The 20,263-nt window shown below is 69.8% G+C and carries 10 protein-coding genes, 1 tRNA gene and 2 rRNA genes (1 of these 13 only partly in view); 12 read left to right on the top strand and 1 reads right to left on the bottom strand.

Annotated features, from left to right (window positions below):
- The 4 genes from AC3CHW_RS07595 to AC3CHW_RS07580 form a co-directional block, all read left to right on the top strand.
- A 23S ribosomal RNA gene (locus tag AC3CHW_RS07595) occupies nucleotides 1-1,761 on the top strand; it begins 1,362 nt to the left of the window's first position.
- 72 nt (nucleotides 1,762-1,833) lie between these two features.
- Nucleotides 1,834-1,950, top strand: a 5S ribosomal RNA gene (gene rrf, locus AC3CHW_RS07590).
- 103 nt (nucleotides 1,951-2,053) lie between these two features.
- Nucleotides 2,054-2,752 (top strand): DegT/DnrJ/EryC1/StrS family aminotransferase, encoded by a 699-nt coding sequence (locus AC3CHW_RS07585; RefSeq protein WP_488469975.1) that lies wholly within the window; start codon nucleotides 2,054-2,056, stop codon nucleotides 2,750-2,752.
- A 92-nt stretch (nucleotides 2,753-2,844) separates the two neighbouring features.
- Nucleotides 2,845-2,917, top strand: a tRNA-Thr gene (locus tag AC3CHW_RS07580).
- A gap of 74 nt (nucleotides 2,918-2,991) precedes the next feature.
- Here AC3CHW_RS07580 and AC3CHW_RS07575 read toward each other — a convergent pair.
- Nucleotides 2,992-5,628, bottom strand: a complete 2,637-nt coding sequence (locus tag AC3CHW_RS07575) for a SpoIIE family protein phosphatase (protein ID WP_398612286.1) — start codon at nucleotides 5,626-5,628, stop codon at nucleotides 2,992-2,994.
- A gap of 251 nt (nucleotides 5,629-5,879) precedes the next feature.
- Between AC3CHW_RS07575 and AC3CHW_RS07570 the strand changes: the two genes are divergently transcribed.
- The 8 genes from AC3CHW_RS07570 (at nucleotide 5,880) to AC3CHW_RS07535 (ending at nucleotide 20,067) form a co-directional block, all read left to right on the top strand.
- On the top strand, nucleotides 5,880-11,429 hold the full coding sequence (locus AC3CHW_RS07570) for a HAMP domain-containing protein (RefSeq protein ID WP_488469974.1): 5,550 nt from the start codon (nucleotides 5,880-5,882) through the stop codon (nucleotides 11,427-11,429).
- A gap of 282 nt (nucleotides 11,430-11,711) precedes the next feature.
- Nucleotides 11,712-12,386 (top strand): response regulator, encoded by a 675-nt coding sequence (locus tag AC3CHW_RS07565; protein ID WP_187063344.1) that lies wholly within the window; start codon nucleotides 11,712-11,714, stop codon nucleotides 12,384-12,386.
- Between the two features lie 389 nt (nucleotides 12,387-12,775).
- Nucleotides 12,776-15,607: a DNA translocase FtsK gene (locus AC3CHW_RS07560; protein ID WP_488469973.1), complete on the top strand. Its 2,832-nt coding sequence runs from the start codon at nucleotides 12,776-12,778 to the stop codon at nucleotides 15,605-15,607.
- Nucleotides 15,608-15,793: 186 nt separating this feature from the next.
- The gene (locus tag AC3CHW_RS07555) at nucleotides 15,794-16,597 is read left to right on the top strand and encodes a helix-turn-helix domain-containing protein (protein WP_398612287.1); all 804 of its coding nucleotides are present in this window, start codon (nucleotides 15,794-15,796) and stop codon (nucleotides 16,595-16,597) included.
- Between the two features lie 126 nt (nucleotides 16,598-16,723).
- On the top strand, nucleotides 16,724-18,223 hold the full coding sequence (rimO, locus tag AC3CHW_RS07550) for a 30S ribosomal protein S12 methylthiotransferase RimO (protein ID WP_176164451.1): 1,500 nt from the start codon (nucleotides 16,724-16,726) through the stop codon (nucleotides 18,221-18,223).
- Complete coding sequence (gene pgsA / locus AC3CHW_RS07545; RefSeq protein WP_398612285.1) at nucleotides 18,220-18,888, top strand: CDP-diacylglycerol--glycerol-3-phosphate 3-phosphatidyltransferase; 669 nt, start codon at nucleotides 18,220-18,222, stop codon at nucleotides 18,886-18,888. The genes rimO and pgsA overlap by 4 nt, the downstream gene beginning before the upstream one ends.
- 155 nt (nucleotides 18,889-19,043) lie before the next feature.
- Nucleotides 19,044-19,574 carry a CinA family protein gene (locus tag AC3CHW_RS07540; protein WP_269785659.1) on the top strand — a complete coding sequence of 177 codons (531 nt, stop codon included), beginning with the start codon at nucleotides 19,044-19,046 and terminating at the stop codon, nucleotides 19,572-19,574.
- 109 nt (nucleotides 19,575-19,683) lie between these two features.
- On the top strand, nucleotides 19,684-20,067 hold the full coding sequence (locus AC3CHW_RS07535) for a helix-turn-helix domain-containing protein (protein ID WP_176164453.1): 384 nt from the start codon (nucleotides 19,684-19,686) through the stop codon (nucleotides 20,065-20,067).
- Nucleotides 20,068-20,263: the final 196 nt, after the last annotated feature.

The raw sequence follows: 20,263 nt of genomic DNA, 5'->3' as shown, positions 1-20,263 counted from the left end.
CGAGTGAGAATGCAGGCATGAGTAGCGATTCACACGTGGGAAACGTGTGCGCCGATTGACTAAGGGTTCCTGGGTCAAGCTGATCTGCCCAGGGTAAGTCGGGACCTAAGGCGAGGCCGACAGGCGTAGTCGATGGACAACCGGTTGATATTCCGGTACCCGCTTTGAAGCGCCCAATACTGAATCTTCTGATGCTAAGGCCGTGAAGCCGTCCTGGAGCCTTCGGGCAAAGGGAAGTGGTGGAGCCGCTGACCCTAGGGGGTAGTAGGTAAGTGATGGGGTGACGCAGGAAGGTAGTCCAGCCCGGGCGGTGGTTGTCCCGGGGTAAGGGTGTAGCCCGTTGTCTAGGTAAATCCGGATGACATGAGGGTGAGACCTGATGCCGAGCCGATTGTGGTGAAGTGGATGATCCTATGCTGTCGAGAAAAGCCTCTAGCGAGTTTCATGGCGGCCCGTACCCTAAACCGACTCAGGTGGTCAGGTAGAGAATACCGAGGCGTTCGGGTGAACTATGGTTAAGGAACTCGGCAAAATGCCCCCGTAACTTCGGGAGAAGGGGGGCCATTTCCGGTGATCATCTTTACGGTGTGAGCTGGGGGTGGCCGCAGAGACCAGCGAGAAGCGACTGTTTACTAAAAACACAGGTCCGTGCGAAGCCGTAAGGCGATGTATACGGACTGACGCCTGCCCGGTGCTGGAACGTTAAGGGGACCGGTTAGCTGACTTTCGGGTTGGCGAAGCTGAGAACTTAAGCGCCAGTAAACGGCGGTGGTAACTATAACCATCCTAAGGTAGCGAAATTCCTTGTCGGGTAAGTTCCGACCTGCACGAATGGCGTAACGACTTCTCGACTGTCTCAACCATAGGCCCGGTGAAATTGCATTACGAGTAAAGATGCTCGTTTCGCGCAGCAGGACGGAAAGACCCCGGGACCTTTACTATAGCTTGATATTGGTGTTCGGTTCGGCTTGTGTAGGATAGGTGGGAGACTGTGAAGCATGCACGCCAGTGTGTGTGGAGTCGTTGTTGAAATACCACTCTGGTCGTGCTGGATGTCTAACCTGGGTCCGTGATCCGGATCAGGGACAGTGTCTGGTGGGTAGTTTAACTGGGGCGGTTGCCTCCTAAAGGGTAACGGAGGCGCCCAAAGGTTCCCTCAGCCTGGTTGGCAATCAGGTGTTGAGTGTAAGTGCACAAGGGAGCTTGACTGTGAGACTGACGGGTCGAGCAGGGACGAAAGTCGGGACTAGTGATCCGGCGGTGGCTTGTGGAAGCGCCGTCGCTCAACGGATAAAAGGTACCCCGGGGATAACAGGCTGATCTTCCCCAAGAGTCCATATCGACGGGATGGTTTGGCACCTCGATGTCGGCTCGTCGCATCCTGGGGCTGGAGTCGGTCCCAAGGGTTGGGCTGTTCGCCCATTAAAGCGGTACGCGAGCTGGGTTTAGAACGTCGTGAGACAGTTCGGTCCCTATCCGCTGTGCGCGTAGGAGTCTTGAGAAGGGCTGTCCCTAGTACGAGAGGACCGGGACGGACGAACCTCTGGTGTGCCAGTTGTCCTGCCAAGGGCATGGCTGGTTGGCTACGTTCGGGAGGGATAACCGCTGAAAGCATCTAAGCGGGAAGCCTGCTTCGAGATGAGGGCTCCCACCCACTTGATGGGGTAAGGCTCCCAGTAGACGACTGGGTTGATAGGCCAGATATGGAAGCCTCGTAAGGGGTGGAGTTGACTGGTACTAATAGGCCGAGGGCTTGTCCTCAGTTGCTCGCGTTCACTGTGTTGGTTCTGAAATAACGACTGTGTCATTGTCCGGTTGTTTGTTTCATAGTGTTTCGGTGGTTATTGCGTTAGGGAAACGCCCGGTTACATTCCGAACCCGGAAGCTAAGCCTTTCAGCGCCGATGGTACTGCAGGGGGGACCCTGTGGGAGAGTAGGACGCCGCCGAACTCCTTTTGAGAAGAGCCTTGTTGGGACCCTGGTCCCGACAAGGCTCTTCTGCGTTGTGCTCCAGGCCACTCGGTGTTCATATTTGATGGGCACCATCCGGCCTATGGGGACTCCAGCGGATGAGCTGCGACATGAGTTGGCACGAGCGGGCGTGCGTGCCGGCGACGAGGTGATCGTGCCCTCGTACGACGTGTGCGAGACCGCCCACGTGGTGCTGGCCCTCGGGGCGGAGCCAGTGTTCGCCGACATAGACCCGGCGTCCTTCTGCCTCGCTCCCGCGGCCGTGGAGGCCGTGGTGACCGAGCGAACCCGTGCCGTCGTGGCCGTTCACACCTTCGGCCACCCCGCGGACCTGGCCCGCCTGGCCGAGCTGGGTCAGCGGCACCAGCTCCCGGTCATCGGGCACGGCCTGGTCGCCGAGCCGGCGGCCGACATCGCGCGGCGACAGCAGCACGCCCGGTATCTGAGCGCCCGACTCAAGGGCGTGCTCACTCCGCGGCCGCATTCCGCGGTGGCGCACGGATTCCAGCAGTACGTGGTGCGGGTGCCGGGCAACGGCAGGCCGGACCGGGACGCGTTCGCGCGCGCCCTGCGGGCCCGCGGCGTCGACTGCCGGGTTCCCGTACAGACCCCGGTGCACCGCAGTGCGGCGTTTCGGCGTGACGTGTGGCTGGTCGAGACCGAGCGGGCCGCTGACGAGTCCCTGGCGCTGCCGGTGGCGGCTGGAATGTCCCGGCGTGAGGTGCAGCGTGTCGTGGCCGCCTGCAACGCGCTCGGCGGGCTTCTGCAGCCCGCCTCGTAAAGCCCGGTTCGGCCCCGTGGCGGCGGGCGTTGGGCTTACTCGGCGTGGTCAGAAGGGCTCGTGAGTTCGGGTAAGATTCTTTCCGTCGCTGCGCCCCAATAGCTCAGTCGGCAGAGCGTCTCCATGGTAAGGAGAAGGTCTACGGTTCGATTCCGTATTGGGGCTCGATAACAAGAGGCCCCCACCATCTGGTGGGGGCCTCTTCGCGTGCCGGTCGGCTGGGGCCGGTGGTCGCTCGATCAGGTGGTCTGCGGCTCGAGTGGGAGCTCGGGGACCCGCATGGCGAGGATGGCCATGTCGTCCGACGCCGGCTGCGCGGCGAAGCGTTCCACCGCGCGCAGCACGCGGGTGGCGACCGCGCCCGCCGTCAGGCCCGTACACGTGGTGAGGACGTCGACCAGGCCGTCGTCGCCGAGCATGCGGGTGCCCTCGCGGCGCTCCGTGACGCCGTCGGTGACGCACAGCAGCACGTCGCCGGGGGCGAGGGACACCGTCTGCTCGTACAGCTCCAGGTCGTCCATGACGCCGAGCAGCGGCTGTGGTTCGGCCGCCGCCTCGACGTCGCCGGTCTGGCGCAGCCGTAGGGGCAGCGGGTGCCCGGCGCAGACGATCTTGAGGGTGGCGCTGCCGTCCTCCTGCGGCCACAGCTCTCCGTAGAGCAGGGTCAGGAAGCGGCTGCGGGCCCCCTCATCGAGGATGGCGGCGTTCAGGCGCTCCAGTACGGCGGGGCCGCCGAAGCCCTCGCGGGCGAGCAGCCGCAGCGCGTGTCGGGCCAGACCGGTGACGGCCGCGGCCTCCGGGCCGGTCCCGCACACGTCGCCGATGGCGAAGCCGTAGGCACCGTCGCGGATCGGGAAGAGGTCGTAGAAGTCGCCGCCGACCTCGTTGCCCTCGCCGGCCGCGCGGTAGATGACCTCGACCTCGACGCCCGGCACGTCGGGCAGCTCCGGCGGCAGCAGGCTGCGCTGGAGGGACTGGCTGATGGCGGTGCGCTCGGAGTACAGGCGGGCGTTGTCCAGGGCGAGGGCGGCTCGGCGCGAGAGGTCCTCGGCGAGTTCGAGGATCTCCTGCCGGAAGTGCTCGTCGGTGGGCTTGCCGAGGGTGAGCATGCCGATGACGCGGTTGCGCGCCACGAGCGGCAGCACCACCGTCTCGCCGCCGACCGCGGATGCCGTGGCCAGGGCCGTGCCGGGGCCGGTGGCCGGTCGTACCGAATCGCCGAGGCCCAGGCTGCGCAGTGAGGTGCGCAGCGCGGCGGCGTGCGCGGCGTGCGCCGGCGCGGTCCATACCTGCGCGCCGGGCGTGGTCACCGGCTCCGGCGGGTCGACCTTGGCGAGCAGCGCCTTGAGGCCGTCGATGCGGTCCTCGTCCTCGTGCAGCACGTAGGAGAGCTCGGGTTCGGACGCCGGGTCGGCGATGGTGTACACGGCGCACCAGGTGGCCAGCGTCGGCACCGTCATCTGGGCCATCAGCGCGAGCGTCTGGTCCCGGTCCAGGGTGCCGGCGAGCAGGTCGGACGCCTCGACGAGGAAGGAGAGCGAGCCGCGGCGCAGCCGCTCCAGCTCGGTCAGCCGGGCGGACTCGACGGCCAGGGCGATGCGGTCGGCGGCGAACTGGAGCCGCAGCGCCTCCTCGTTGCTGTATCGGCCGGGGGCCTCGGCGGCGACGCCGAGCGAGCCGGTCAACCGTCCCTCGACCTTGAGTGGGACCGTGACGACCGAGCGCATGCCGGTGTTGCTGAGCAGCGGCACGGCGCCCGGCACGGCGCTGAGGTCCTCGTGGACGGCGGGCATCCGGGCCGACCCGTACCGTCCCGAGCCGGCCTCTACGGGCACGCGGGCGAAGCGCTGGCGGGAGGAGGGCAGGCCGGTGGAGGCGCGGACCTCGAGTTCGGTCTCGTCGTCGGTGGCGAGCAGGAGGTAGGCGCTGTCGCCGTCGAGCATGTCGCGGGCCCGTTCCACGGTGCGCTGGAGCAGCCCGTCGAGGTCGTCCGGGGCCGGGGAGCCGATGAAGACCTCGAACGCGTCGGTGGCCGAGCCCCGCTCGGACGCGGTGTGCCGGTCGGAGGCGGGGGCGCGCGACGGGGTCTGCAGGACGGCGCGCTCGTGGTCGCGGACGAGCAGGCAGACGGTGGACGGGTCGCCGTCGGCGTCGCGGACCCGCAGGTGCGAGGCGTAGACGGGGATGACGCGGCCGTCGGCGCCGCGGATGCCGTACGAGCCCTCCCAGCGGGAGAGCTGGAGGGCCTCGACGATGCCGGTGCTGGTGCCGGGGGTGTGGGGCCAGGCCGCGAAGTCCGTGAGCTGCTTTCCCGTGACCTGCTCGGGGCTGAAGCCGAAGAGGTCCTGGGCGTCCTCGTTCCAGGAGCTGATGCCGCCGAGGCTGTCGATCTGGATGACCGCGACGCGGACCCGGGCGTCGGTGACCGGCAGCGCGCCGACGGGCAGCGCGGGGCCGGCGGAGCGGGTGCCGGCGGGGCGGTCGGGCAGGTCGAGCTGGAACCAGACCTGCTTGTTGGTGGCGGTGTACTCCACGCCCCAGCGGGAGGCCAGGGCCGCGCACAGCAGGAGGCCGCGCCCGCCCTCCCGGTCCGGACTGCCGAACTGGACGCCTGCGCTCTGGAGCGGGACCTCGCGCTCCGGATAGCGGTCGCCGACCTCGACGCGTACGCCGGTGTCGGTGCGCATGCAGGCCACGTCGGCGGCGGTCCCGGCGTGCACCACGGCGTTGGTGACGAGTTCGCTGGTGAGCACGACGGCGTCGTCGACGACGTCGGTGAACCCCCAGCCCTGGAGCGTGTCGCGGACGAAGGCGCGGGCGGAGGCGACCGAGCGGCCGACCGGGTCGAAGGTGGCGGCTGCCCGCGCGGTGATCACAGGTCTCCTCATACGTGTCTCGGCGATCTGCTCACCCATGTCGCAGCGCCCCTCCGATGCCCTAGCCGAATGCCAGGTTACTTACCTTCGCCGTGCGCGCGGATGCCGGTCGCCTGTGATTCCACCCCGAGCGCGTCCCCGACGGTGTGCGATGCTGCCGAACTGTTATGGCCTGGTTGGGCCATGGTGAAACACTGGGAAGGCTCAAAAGAGAGCCCGACGAGGATGGTCGACCCTGCGGGAGGCATACGGTGGAGTCTGGCGCAGCCGCGCGGGGCACGAGCACGCGCGCGAAAAGCGGACGTACCCGTACGAACGGGACGACCGAGGTAGATACGGCAGCCCTGAATCGGCTGCTGACGGCGCTGACCGCCATGCGGGACGGTAATTTCCGCAAGCGTCTGACGGTCTCGGGCGAGGGCGTCATGTCCGAGATCGCCGCGGTATTCAACGAGGTTGCCGACCGCAACCTGCAGCTCACCGGGGAGCTGGCGCGGGTGCGCCGGGTCGTCGGCCGGGAGGGCAAGCTCACCGAACGCCTGGAGGCCGGGGCCTGCGAGGGCTCCTGGGCCGCGGCGATCGACGCGTCCAACGCCCTGGTCGACGATCTCGTACGCCCGGTGTCCGAGGTCGGACGGGTGCTGTCCGCGGTCGCCGAGGGCGACCTCCAGCAGCGGATGGACCTGCGTTCGCGCGGAGCGGACGGTTCCGCGCACCCGCTGCGCGGCGAGTTCCTCAAGGTCGGGCGCACGGTCAACGGGCTCGTGGACCAGCTCTCGGCGTTCACCGACGAGGTGACGCGGGTAGCGAGCGAGGTCGGTACGGAGGGCAAGCTGGGCGGTCAGGCCCGGGTGCGCGGGATGTCGGGTTCGTGGAAGGACCTGACCGACTCCGTCAACACCATGGCGTCCCGGCTGACGGCGCAGGTCCGCGACATCGCGCTGGTCACCACGGCGGTCGCCAAGGGCGACCTGTCGCGCAAGGTCACGGTGCACGTGGCCGGCGAGATGCTCGAACTGAAGAACACCGTCAACACGATGGTGGACCAGCTCTCGTCGTTCGCGTCCGAGGTGACGCGGGTGGCGCGCGAGGTGGGCACCGAGGGTGAGCTGGGCGGGCAGGCCAAGGTGCCGGGCGTGGCCGGGGTCTGGAAGGACCTGACCGACTCCGTCAACCTCATGGCCGGCAACCTGACCGCGCAGGTCCGCGGGATCGCCCAGGTGACGACGGCGGTCGCCAGCGGCGACCTGTCGCAGAAGGTCACGGTGAGCGCGCGCGGCGAGATCGCGCAGCTCGCGGGCACGATCAACACGATGACCGAGACGCTGCGCACCTTCGCCGACGAGGTGACCCGGGTGGCCAGCGAGGTGGGTGCCGAGGGTCTGCTGGGCGGGCAGGCGCAGGTGCCGGGCGCGGCGGGGACGTGGAAGGACCTGACCGACTCGGTGAACACCGCCTTCCGCAACGTCACCACGCAGGTACGGGACATCGCGCAGGTCACGACGGCGGTGGCCAACGGTGATCTGGGTCAGAAGGTCACGGTCGACGTCTCCGGCGAGATGCTGGAGCTGAAGAACACCGTCAACACGATGGTCGACCAGCTCTCCTCGTTCGGTGCCGAGGTGACGCGCGTGGCGCGCGAGGTGGGCGTCGAGGGCGAGCTGGGCGGGCAGGCGCAGGTGCCGGGCGCGGCGGGGACCTGGAAGGACCTGACCGACTCGGTCAACACCGCCTTCCGCAACCTCACCGGCCAGGTGCGCAACATCGCGCAGGTGACGACGGCGGTGGCCAACGGCGACCTGTCGCAGAAGGTCACGGTCGACGTCTCCGGCGAGATGCTCCAGCTCAAGAACACCGTGAACACCATGGTGGACCAGCTCTCGCTCTTCGCCGACCAGGTCACGCGGATGGCGCGGGACGTCGGCACCGAGGGCCGGCTCGGCGGGCAGGCCCAGGTGGACGGGGTGAGCGGCACCTGGAAGGAGCTGACGGACTCCGTCAACTTCATGGCCGGCAACCTGACGTCCCAGGTGCGCCAGATCGCCCAGGTGACCACGGCGGTCGCGCGCGGTGACCTGTCGCAGAAGATCGACGTGGACGCCCGCGGGGAGATCCTGGAGCTGAAGAACACCATCAACACGATGGTCGACCAGCTCTCGGCCTTCGCCGAGCAGGTGACGCGGGTGGCCCGTGAGGTGGGCACGGACGGCAGGCTGGGCGGTCAGGCGCAGGTGCCCGGCGTGGCCGGTGTCTGGCGCGACCTGACCGACTCGGTGAACAGCATGGCGGGGAACCTGACCGCGCAGGTCCGTAGCATCGCGCAGGTGGCCACGGCCGTGGCGCGCGGCGATCTCTCGCAGAAGATCGACGTGGACGCCCGCGGCGAGATCCAGGAACTGAAGAACACCCTCAACACGATGGTGGACCAGCTTTCCTCGTTCGCCGGCGAGGTGACCCGGGTGGCCCGCGAGGTCGGTACCGAGGGCCGGCTCGGTGGCCAGGCCGAGGTGCAGGGCGTCTCGGGCACCTGGAAGGACCTGACCCAGTCGGTCAACTTCATGGCAAACAACCTGACCTCGCAGGTCCGCAACATCGCCGAGGTCACCACCGCGGTCGCCGAGGGCGACCTGTCGAAGAAGATCACGGTGGACGCCAAGGGGGAGATCCTGGCGCTGGTCACCACGGTCAACACGATGGTGGACCAGCTCTCCTCGTTCGCCGACCAGGTCACCCGCGTCGCCCGCGAGGTGGGCACCGAGGGGCAGCTCGGCGGCCAGGCCCGGGTGCCGGGTGTGACTGGTATCTGGAAGGACCTGAGCGACAACGTCAACCTGATGGCCAACAACCTGACCATCCAGGTGCGCAACATCTCGCAGGTCTCGGCCGCGGTGGCCAACGGCGACCTGACGAAGAAGGTGACGGTCGAGGCGCGCGGCGAGGTCGCGCAGCTCGCGGACACGGTGAACACCATGGTCACGACGTTGTCCTCGTTCGCGGACGAGGTGACGCGGGTAGCCCGCGAGGTGGGCACCGAGGGCCGCCTCGGCGAGCAGGCCCGGGTGCCCGGCGTCGCCGGGACCTGGAAGGACCTGACCGACTCGGTGAACGGGATGGCCGGGAACCTGACCGCGCAGGTCCGCAACATCGCGATGGTGACCACCGCGATCGCCAAGGGTGACCTCACGAAGAAGATCGACATCGACGCGCGGGGCGAGATCCTGGAGCTGAAGACGACCGTCAACACGATGGTCGACCAGCTCTCCTCCTTCGCCGAGCAGGTGACCCGGGTGGCCCGCGAGGTGGGCACGGACGGGCAGCTCGGCGGCCAGGCCCGGGTGGACGGCGTCAGCGGCACCTGGCAGGACCTGACCGTGTCGGTGAACGAGATGGCCGGCAACCTCACCCGGCACGTGCGCGCCATCGCCGAGGTGGCCACCGCGGTGACCCGCGGCGACCTCAGCCTCAAGATCGAGGCGGACGCGGCGGGCGAGATCCTGGCGCTTCAGGAGAACATCAACACGATGATCGCCAACCTGCGCGAGACCACGCTGGCCAACAAGGAGCAGGACTGGCTCAAGGGCAACCTGGCCCGCATCTCCGGGCTCATGCAGGGCCGGCGCGACATGGAGGACGTGGCGCGGCTGATCATGAGCGAGCTGACGCCGGTGGTCACCGCGCAGCACGGCGCGTTCTTCCTGGCCACGCCCACCGGTGACGCCATCGACGCCACCCAGGAGGCCGGCGACGGCTCGGGGAACGGGGCGTACGAGCTGCGCATGATCGGCGGTTACGGCTACTCGAAGCGCGACATGCCCACCACCTTCGAGCCGGGTGACGGGTTGGTCGGGACGGCCGCCGAGGAGAAGCGGACCATCGTCATCGAGAACGTCCCGGCCGGCTACCTCAAGATCGGCTCCGGGCTCGGTGAGGCGCCGCCGGCGCAGGTCATCGTGTTGCCGGTGCTCTTCGAGGGGCAGGTGCTCGGCGTGATCGAGCTGGCCTCCTTCCAGCCGTTCACGCAGATCCAGAAGGACTTCCTGAACCAGATCGCCGAGATGATCGGCACCAGCGTCAACACCATCAGCGTCAACACCAAGACCGAGGTGCTGCTCAAGCAGTCGCAGGAGCTGACCGAGCAGTTGCGCGAGCGCTCGGCCGAGCTGGAGAACCGGCAGAAGGCGCTCCAGGCGTCCAACGCCGAACTGGAGGAGAAGTCGGACCGGCTGGCCCGGCAGAACCGCGACATCGAGGTCAAGAACACCGAGATCGAAGAGGCCCGGCAGGTGCTGGAGGAGCGCGCGGGGCAGCTCGCGGTCTCGATGCGCTACAAGTCCGAGTTCCTGGCCAACATGTCGCACGAGCTGCGCACACCGCTCAACTCGCTGCTCATCCTGGCCAAGTTGCTGGCCGACAACGCGGACGGGAACCTCTCCCCGAAGCAGGTGGAGTTCGCCGAGACCATCCACGGGGCCGGCTCCGACCTGCTCCAGCTCATCAACGACATCCTCGACCTGTCGAAGGTCGAGGCCGGCAAGATGGACGTCAGCCCGACGCGGATCGCGGTGGTCCAGCTCGTGGACTACGTGGAGGCCACCTTCCGGCCGCTGACGGCGGAGAAGGGCCTGGACTTCTCGGTACGGGTCTCGCCGGAGCTGCCCGCCACACTCAACACCGACGAGCAGCGCCTGCTCCAGGTGTTGCGCAACCTGCTGTCCAACGCGGTGAAGTTCACCGACACCGGCGCGGTGGAACTGGTCATCAGGTCGGCCGGGGCGGACGTGCCCGACGCGATCAGGGAACAACTCCTCGAACACGGCGCGCTGCGTGACCCCGACGCCGAGATGATCGCCTTCTCCGTGACCGACACCGGCATCGGCATCGCCGCCAGCAAGATGCGGGTCATCTTCGAGGCGTTCAAGCAGGCGGACGGCACGACCAGCCGCAAGTACGGCGGCACCGGCCTCGGCCTGTCCATCAGCCGCGAGATCGCCAGGCTGCTCGGCGGCGAGATCCACGCCGACAGCCAGCCGGGCCGCGGCTCCACGTTCACCCTCTACCTGCCGTTGCAGCCGAACGCGCTGCCGCCGCACGGCTACCCGGAGCTGGCCGTCAGCGACATCAGCACCCTGCCCACCGAGCCCGCCGCGCCGCTGGAGCTGGAGGGGCCGGCGAGCGAGTCGGGCCCGGCCGGCGGGGCGAACGCAGAGGCCGCGGAGCGGCCGGCGGGCGAGGACCCGGGCGGTCAGCGCGCGGCGGAGCGGCCGACCGGTGACGCGTCACGGGGCACGGGCAGCCCGCTGCCGGCGCGGGGCACGGGGCGGCGAGCGCCGCGGTCGCTGCGCGGCAACGCGAGCCGGCCGCCGGCGGAGCCGTGGATGCTCTCCGGCCAGGACCTGGTCGCCGACCCCAGTGGCAACACCGGGTTCGACGGCGAGAAGGTCCTCATCGTGGACGACGACATCCGCAACGTCTTCGCGCTGACCAGCGTGCTGGAGCAGCACGGGCTCCAGGTGCTGTACGCGGAGAACGGGCGCGAGGGCATCGAGGTCCTGGAGCAGCACGACGACGTGGTGCTGGTCCTGATGGACATCATGATGCCGGAGATGGACGGGTACGCGACGACGGCGGCGATCCGCAGGATGCCGCAGTTCGCCGGGTTGCCCATCGTCGCGCTGACCGCGAAGGCGATGAAGGGGGACCGGGAGAAGAGCATCGAGGCCGGCGCGTCCGACTACGTCACCAAGCCGGTGGATACCGATCACTTGCTGACGGTGATGAGGCACTGGATGCGCGCGGAGTGACGGAGCGTACGCAACGGGGCGGCGTTTCGCGGTTTCGTTGACTGACTGTGGCCAAACACGTGTGGAAACGCGGCATTCGGGGAACCTTCTCGGTCCCCGCCGCGTTTCCGCTATGTGCACAGTGACATCGCGGTGACAGGGTGTGGCGAGCAGCGGGGTGCGGCTACCATGACCGGCACAAGGGCGGGCGGCGTAAGGGAGTCGCCCCCTGGGGCGGCGCCCGGTGCATCCCCCGGCACTTCGAGCTGGGGGGACCCCATGCCGGGGCGAGGAGGGCGAGGCATGGTGCAGAAGGCCAAGATCCTCCTGGTCGATGACCGGCCGGAGAATCTGCTGGCGTTGGAGGCCATTCTCTCCGCGCTGGACCAGACGCTGGTGCGGGCATCGTCCGGGGAGGAAGCGCTCAAGGCGCTGTTGACGGACGACTTCGCGGTCATCCTGTTGGACGTTCAGATGCCCGGCATGGACGGCTTCGAGACGGCCGCGCACATCAAGCGCCGGGAGCGGACCCGGGACATCCCGATCATCTTCCTCACGGCGATCAACCACGGCCCGCACCACACCTTCCGTGGGTACGCGGCGGGCGCGGTGGACTACATCTCCAAGCCCTTCGACCCGTGGGTGCTGCGCGCCAAGGTCTCGGTCTTCGTCGACCTGTACATGAAGAACTGTCAGTTGCGGGAGCAGGCGGCGCTGCTGCGGCTCCAGTTGGACGGCGGTCAGCCGGCCGCCGACGCCAAGGAGCCGGTGGGCCTGCTCGCCGAGCTCTCGGCGCGGCTGGCGGCCGTGGAGGAGCAGGCCGAGGCGCTGTCCAAGCAGCTCGACGAGAGCGCGGACGCGGCTGCCGTGGCGACGGCCGCGCACCTGGAGCGCAAGCTCACCGGGTTGCGGCGGGCGTTGGACGCGCTGGAGCCGGGCGCGGGCAGCGGCGCCGGCGCGGTGTCGTCGCAGAGCTGACCACGGCGCGCGGGGCGGGGTGACCCGACCGGGCGCGGGGCAGGCCGCGCGGGGCGAGCCGGGTGACGCGCCGCGTGACTCGCGGGCGCCGGCGGCTGGCCCTTTGTCGTGACCGACGTGCCCCCCACTGACACGCGCCCGGCCGACGTACCCGTGGCCGACCGACGCGCCCGTGGCCCATGCTCGCGACGCGCCCGGCCACACGGCCCGGGGCGCTGGTCCTCCCTCAGTCTCCGGGCGCCACGCCGGGCCTGACGCTCCCTCGCCCGCCGCCACGGCTCCGCCCGCCCCGCCTCCCGCGGCGCGGACGCCCCACTGGCCCTCCGCCCGCCGCACGGCAAACCGTGGGCGTGCGTGCCCCATACGGCCGACGCGGGTAATCTCGGCGCATGGCTTCTCGTACGTCCGGCAAGGGTTCCCCGAGCGCGGCGGGCACCTCGAAGCAGTCCGCCGGACGCGCCGCGGGCGCGGCGAAGAAGGCCGCCGCGAAACCACCCGCGAAGAAGGCCGCGGCCAAGAAGGCGCCGCCCAGGAAGTCCGCGCCCGCGAAGAAGGCCCCGGCGAAGAAGGTGGCCCCCAAGGCGGCGCCGTCCCCCACCGGCGGCCTCCTGCGGTTGATCCGCGCGATCTGGCGGGGCCTGGCGCGCGCGGTGGGGGCGGTCTTCCGTGGCATAGGGCGCGGCGCGCGCGGGCTCGACCCGGCGCACCGCAAGGACGGCCTGGCGCTGCTGCTGTTCGGGGTGGCGCTCGTGGTCGCCGCCGGCACCTGGTCGAACCTGGACGGGCCGGTCGGCGACCTGGTCGAGATGCTGGTGACGGTGACGTTCGGGCGGCTCGACCTGGTGGTGCCGATCCTGTTCGCGATCATGGCCATGCGGCTGTTCCGGCACCCGGAGAAACCCGAGGCCAACGGGCGCATCGTGGTCGGCCTGTCCGCGCTGGTCCTCGGCGTCCTCGGACAGGTGCACATCGCGTGCGGCGCCCCGGGCCGGGACGAGGGCACCGAGGCCATGCAGGACGCGGGCGGCCTGATCGGCTGGGCCGCGTCCAAGCCGTTGATCTTCACGGTGCGCGAGGCGCTCGCCGTGGCGCTGCTGGTCCTGATCACGATCTTCGGCCTGCTCGTGGTGACCGCGACGCCGGTGAACACCATCCCGCAGCGGATGCGCCAGCTCATGGTCAGGCTCGGGCTCATCGACGACGCGGCCGTCGGCTCGCACGAGATGCTCGACTCCGAGGCGTACGACGACGAGGAGTACGCGGACCAGTGGCGGCAGCAGGCGCCCGCCCGGCGCCCGCGAAGGGGCGCGCGCGGGCGCGACGAGGGCGCCGTGGAGGCGGAGCGCGCGGAGGAGGAGGCGCTCAGCAAGCGGCGCAAGCCCCGCCGGGCCGCCGCCGTGGACACCGACGACGTGGAGCCGCCGCAGAGCAGGCCGATGGACGCGGTGGACGTGGCGGCGGCTGCCGCCGCCTCCCTGGACGGGGCGGTGCTGCACGGCGTGCAGCCCTCACCGCTGGTCGCCGGGCTCAGCAGCGGCATCAGCACCGACTCCGGCGCGGGGCTGCCCGGCGCGCGTGGCACGCGAGGTGGCCAGGGCGCGGACCGCGAGGGTGCGGGCGGGCAGCAGGGCAACGCCGTGGAGCAGGTGCCCGACCTCACCCGCGCCACGCCCGAGCCCCCGGACCTGCCCGAGCGCCCCGGCGGCCTCCAGCCGCGCGCCGAGCAGTTGCAGCTCGCCGGCGACATCACGTACGCGCTGCCCTCGCTCGACCTGCTGGAGCGTGGCGGCCCGGGCAAGACCCGCAGCGCGGCCAACGACGCCGTGGTGGCCTCGCTGACGACGGTGTTCACCGAGTTCAAGGTGGACGCCTCCGTCACCGGCTTCACCCGTGGCCCGACGGTCACCCGGTACGAGGTGGAGCTCGGCCCGGCCGTCAAGGTCGAGCGGATCACGGCGCTGACCAAGAACATCGCGTACGCCGTCGCCAGCCCCGACGTGCGCATCATCAGCCCGATCCCGGGCAAGTCCGCGGTCGGTATCGAGATCCCCAACACCGACCGCGAGATGGTCAACGTCGGCGACGTGTTGCGGCTGGCTGACGCGGCCGGTGACGAGCACCCGATGTTGGTGGCGCTCGGCAAGGACGTCGAGGGCGGCTACGTGATGGCCAACCTGGCGAAGATGCCGCACGTGCTGGTGGCGGGCGCGACCGGTTCGGGCAAGTCCTCGTGCGTCAACTGCCTGATCACCTCGATCATGATGCGGGCCACGCCCGAGGACGTGCGCATGGTCCTCGTGGACCCCAAGCGCGTCGAGCTGACCGCGTACGAGGGCATCCCGCACCTGATCACGCCGATCATCACCAACCCGAAGCGGGCCGCCGAGGCGTTGCAGTGGGTGGTGCGCGAGATGGACCTGCGCTACGACGACCTGGCCGCGTACGGCTTCCGGCACATCGACGACTTCAACGCCGCGGTGCGCTCGGGCAAGGTCAGTCCGCCGGACGGCAGCGAGCGCGAGCTGACGCCGTATCCGTACCTGCTGGTCATCGTGGACGAGCTGGCGGACCTGATGATGGTGGCGCCGCGCGACGTGGAGGACGCGATCGTGCGCATCACCCAACTCGCGCGGGCGGCGGGCATCCACCTGGTGCTGGCGACGCAGCGGCCGTCGGTCGACGTCGTCACCGGCCTGATCAAGGCGAACGTGCCGTCCCGGCTCGCGTTCGCGACCTCCTCGCTGGCCGACAGCCGGGTCATCCTCGACCAGCCGGGCGCGGAGAAGCTCATCGGCAAGGGGGACGGGCTGTTCCTGCCGATGGGCGCCAACAAGCCGGTCCGGATGCAGGGCGCCTTCGTCACCGAGGAGGAGGTGGGCGCCGTGGTCCGGCACTGCAAGGACCAGATGGCGCCGGTCTTCCGCGATGACGTGACGGTGGGTACGGCGAAGAAGAAGGAGATCGACGAGGACATCGGCGACGACCTCGACCTGCTGTGCCAGGCCGCGGAGCTGGTGGTGTCCACGCAGTTCGGTTCCACCTCGATGTTGCAGCGCAAGCTGCGGGTGGGCTTCGCGAAGGCGGGTCGGCTGATGGACCTGATGGAGTCGCGGAACATCGTGGGGCCCAGCGAGGGCTCCAAGGCGCGTGATGTTCTCGTCAAACCGGACGAACTGGATGGGGTGCTGGCCGTTATCCGTGGCGAGGAACACTCGTCATAAGGTTGCGGGCAACCGTTTCCTCTGCTGATACGTCAAGTTGAGGGAGGCGCCCGATACTGCCCACAGTCGGGACCCGTGCGGCCATTCCGATGGCGTACAAAGTCCGGCCTCCCGCTTGCCCGACCCTTTCGTACCACCCCTAGACTGAACCTCCAGCAGGTGGCTACACGCTCGAAAGGCACCCTCGTGTCCATCGGCAACTCCCCCGCAGACGACCGCCCTTCCATCGGCCGCGTCCTCCAGCAGGCCCGCATCGGCGCCCGGCTGACCGTTGACGAGGTCAGTACCGCCACCCGGGTGCGCATCCCCATCGTGCACGGCATCGAGCAGGACGACTTCTCCCGCTGTGGCGGCGACGTCTACGCCCGGGGGCACATCCGTTCCCTCGCGCGCGCCGTCGGGGTCGATCCGGCTCCGCTGATCGCCCAGTACGACGAGGAACACGGCGGCCGTCCCGAGCCCACCGCCGCCGCGCCGCTCTTCGAGGCCGAACGCATCCGCTCCGAACCGCGCCGCCCGAACTGGACCGCGGCCATGGTCGCGGCCATCGTGGCCGTCGTCGGGTTCGTCGGCTTCACGCTGTTCAGCGGCGGCGACGACGGGACGGGCAGCACCGCGGCCGACGCCACCGACGCCGGCAAGCCGACCCCGTCGGCGGAGAAGTCCACGACGAAGCCGGCCGACCCCAAGCCCGACCCGTCCGACAGCGCCGTCGCCGGCGTGCCCGCCAACAAGGTGACGGTCAAGCTCACCGCCGCCGACCGGCAGGCGTGGATCTCCGCGAAGGACCACAACGGGCGGCTGCTGCACGTCGGCGTGCTCCAGCAGGGCACGTCGAAGACGTTCACCGACTCCAAGCGGATCGATCTGGTGCTCGGCGACGCCGGCGCGGTCAAGCTCTTCGTCAACGGCAAGGAAGTCACGGACGTCGGCGAAGACGGCCAGGTCCAGCGCCTGAGCTACACCAAGGGAGACCCCGAGGCGGGCTGATCGGGACGGGTTCGTTTCGGGCATACCCGGAATCGGGGCGGGTGGGAGCCGTCCCGAGCGCACCGGGCGGGTGCTTCGTGTGCCCTTGGCGCGGGGACAGGTGCGGGAACGAAGTAGTCTGAGCGTATGCCCGAACGCCGTACCGTCGCTCTCGTCACTCTTGGCTGCGCCCGTAACGAGGTGGACTCGGAGGAGCTCGCAGGCCGCTTGGCGGCGGATGGCTGGGAGCTCGTCGAGGAAGCCGGCGAAGCCGATGTCGCCGTCGTCAACACCTGTGGCTTCGTCGAGGCCGCCAAGAAGGACTCGGTTGACGCCCTCCTGGAAGCGAACGACCTGAAGGACCACGGCCGCACCCAGGCCGTCGTCGCGGTCGGCTGCATGGCCGAGAGATACGGCAAAGAGCTGGCCGAGGCGCTGCCAGAAGCCGACGGCGTGCTCGGTTTCGACGACTACGCCGACATCTCCGACCGGTTGCGCACCATCCTCTCCGGCGGTGTGCACGCCTCGCACACCCCGCGCGACCGGCGCAAGCTGCTGCCGATCAGCCCCGCCGAGCGGCAGGGCGCCGGGGTGGCGCTGCCCGGGCACGGCGCCACGGCCACCGAGGCCGACCAGGGGCCGCAGGCCGACCTGGCGGACCTCCCGGCCGGTGTGGCCCCCGCATCGGGGCCGCGCGCACCGCTCCGGCGCCGCCTGGGCACCAGCCCGGTGGCCTCCGTCAAGCTCGCCTCCGGCTGCGACCGACGCTGCTCCTTCTGCGCCATCCCCTCCTTCCGCGGCTCGTTCATCTCCCGCCGCCCCGCCGACGTGCTCACCGAGACCCGCTGGCTCGGCGAGCAGGGCGTCAAGGAGATCATGCTGGTCTCCGAGAACAACACGTCCTACGGCAAGGACCTCGGCGACATCCGGCTCCTGGAGACGCTGCTGCCCGAGCTCGCGGCGGTGGACGGCATCGAGCGGGTGCGGGTCAGCTACCTGCAACCCGCCGAGCTGCGGCCCGGCCTGGTCGACGTCCTCACCTCGACGGACAAGGTCGCGCCCTACTTCGACCTCTCCTTCCAGCACTCCGCGCCCGGCGTACTGCGCGCCATGCGCCGGTTCGGCGACACCGACCGGTTCCTGGAACTGCTCGACCAGATCCGGGGCAAGGACCCGCAGGCCGGCGCGCGCTCCAACTTCATCGTGGGCTTCCCCGGCGAGAGCGAGGCCGACTTCGCCGAGCTGGAGCGCTTCATCACCGAAGCCCGGTTGGATGCCATCGGCGTCTTCGGGTACTCGGACGAGGACGGCACCGAGGCGGCCACCTACGACAACAAGCTCGACCCGGAACTGGTCGCCGAGCGCCTGGAGCACCTCTCCCGACTGGCCGAGGAGCTGACGGCGCAGCGGGCCGAGGAGCGCCTGGGCGAGACCGTTCGGGTGCTCGTGGACCGGGTGGACGACAGCGAGGGCACCGTCGGCCGGGGCGCGCACCAGGCCCCCGAGACCGACGGGCAGACGACGCTGCTCACCGACCGAGAGCTGGCGCCCGGCCAACTGGTGGAGGCGAAGGTGATCGCGTCGGAGGGCGTGGACCTGGTCGCCGAGCCGTTGGCCGACGCGTGTCCCGAGGGGGCGGCCAGATGACCGGAGTCCCGGCCTCCGCGGCGGGAGGCGCCCGTGCGGCGACGGTGACCGCCCGCACCGCCGGGCTGTGGAACATCGCCAACATCCTGACCATGGTGCGGCTCGTGCTGGTGCCGGGTTTCGTGCTGCTGATGCTGCACGGCGACGGCTACGACCCGGCCTGGCGCTCCTTCGCGTGGGCGGCGTTCTCGGTCGCGATGATCACCGACCTGTTCGACGGCCAGCTCGCGCGGCGCTACAACCTCGTCACCGACTTCGGGAAGATCGCCGACCCGATAGCGGACAAGGCGATCATGGGCGCGGCGCTGGTCTGCCTGTCCGTGCTGTCCGACCTGCCGTGGTGGGTCACCGGCGTGATCCTCTTCCGCGAGATCGGCATCACCCTGATGCGCTTCTGGGTGATCAAGCACGGCGTCATTCCGGCCAGCCGCGGCGGCAAGATGAAGACCCTGGCGCAGGGCACGGCCGTGGGCATGTACATCCTCGCGCTGACCGGTCCGCTGGCCACCCTGCGCTTCTGGGTGATGGCGGTGGCCGTGCTGCTCACCGTGGTGACCGGCCTGGACTACGTACGCCAGGCCGTCGTGCTGCGCCGCGCCGGCCTCGCCGCCGAGCGCGAACGCGCGCGCACGCGAGCGGGGACGGACCGGGAATCGGTGCGCTGACGTGCGCGGTATGGGGAACCCGATGAGTGAGTGGTGTGCGGCGGGCGGTGGGGACCCCACCGCCCGCCGCCGTTCGAAGCCGATGGGAGTGGAGAGGTAACACGGTGACTGAGGGGGATTCAGTGACGGAAGAGCGCGCGCTGGCGGACGAGGCGATCGCCGCACGCGCGCGACGGTCGACGCTCGCCACCGACGTGCTGTCGGCGCTCGGCGCCCGCGGCGAGAGCGTGGCGGTGGCCGAATCGCTGACCGGCGGACTGCTCGCCGCGGCGCTCACGGACGCGCCCGGCGCCTCGCGCTGCTTCCGCGGCTCGGTCACGGCGTACGCCACCGAGGTCAAGGCCGGCGTGCTGGGCGTGGACGAGGCGCTGCTCGCCGCGCGCGGAGCGGTGGACGCCGAGGTCGCGGCCCAGATGGCACGGGGCGTACGCCGCGTCGTCGGGGCCGACTGGGCGCTCGCCACCACCGGGGTCGCCGGGCCCGAGCCGCAGGACGGCCAGCCGGTGGGCACCGTCCACATCGCGGTCGCCGGCCCGCGCGACGCGTCGGCCGCCGCGGCGCTGCAACTGGCTGGAAATCGCGCCGAAAATCGGGAACGTAGCGTCACATCCGCCCTCGAACTGCTGCTGAGCGAATTGATCGAGAATGCGAGGGCACAGGATACGGAACAGGGTGGGCGTGTTTGATGTTTGCAGCCCTGAGTGAACACGACATCGCCCCCCGCACGGGTGGAGCCCGAGGCGGTACGGTGGGGCGAGAAGGAACCGGATACGCGGTCCGAGGAGGGAGCCAGCGATGATTCTGCTCCGTCGCCTGCTGGGTGACGTGCTGCGCCGACAGCGTCAGCGCCAGGGCCGGACGCTGCGCGAGGTCTCCTCGTCCGCCCGGGTGTCCCTGGGGTACCTCTCAGAAGTCGAGCGAGGACAGAAGGAAGCGTCCTCCGAACTGCTCTCCGCCATCTGCGACGCCCTGGACGTACGCATGTCCCAGGTGATGCGCGAAGTGAGCGACGAGCTGGCGCTCGCCGAACTGGCGCGCTCCGCCGCGGCGAGCGAGCCCGTGCCGGCGCCGATGCGTCCACGCCTGAACTCCGTGTCCGTGACCTCGGTGACGTCCGTCCCGGAGGAACGCGTCACCATCAAGGCGCCCACCGAGGCGGTCAACGTGGTCGCCGCCTAGGAAGCCACACATCGGCCGCACGACCAGCCGAGCACCTGCTGTCCCGTACGCCCCGTCCGCATCCGGACGGGGCGTACGGCGTTTGGGGGCTGGCTGGCTGGCTGGCTGGCCTGGCCTGGGGCGGGCCGGGCTGACCTGGCTGGTTCGGGGCGGGGCTGGTTGGCCTGGTCTCGCTGGTTCGGCGTGCGGGGTCAGG

The organism is Streptomyces sp. MGP-BFMKR1 (assembly GCF_057766585.1).
This window is presented reverse-complemented; position numbering and strand designations above follow the sequence as displayed.

Coding starts and splice junctions, on each gene's coding strand:
- rimO (WP_176164451.1), top strand. CDS start 16,724: ATGCCCGAACGCCGTACCGTCGCTCTCGTCACTCTTGGCTGCGCCCGT.
- AC3CHW_RS07560 (WP_488469973.1), top strand. CDS start 12,776: ATGGCTTCTCGTACGTCCGGCAAGGGTTCCCCGAGCGCGGCGGGCACC.
- AC3CHW_RS07585 (WP_488469975.1), top strand. CDS start 2,054: ATGGGGACTCCAGCGGATGAGCTGCGACATGAGTTGGCACGAGCGGGC.
- pgsA (WP_398612285.1), top strand. CDS start 18,220: ATGACCGGAGTCCCGGCCTCCGCGGCGGGAGGCGCCCGTGCGGCGACG.
- AC3CHW_RS07565 (WP_187063344.1), top strand. CDS start 11,712: ATGGTGCAGAAGGCCAAGATCCTCCTGGTCGATGACCGGCCGGAGAAT.
- AC3CHW_RS07535 (WP_176164453.1), top strand. CDS start 19,684: ATGATTCTGCTCCGTCGCCTGCTGGGTGACGTGCTGCGCCGACAGCGT.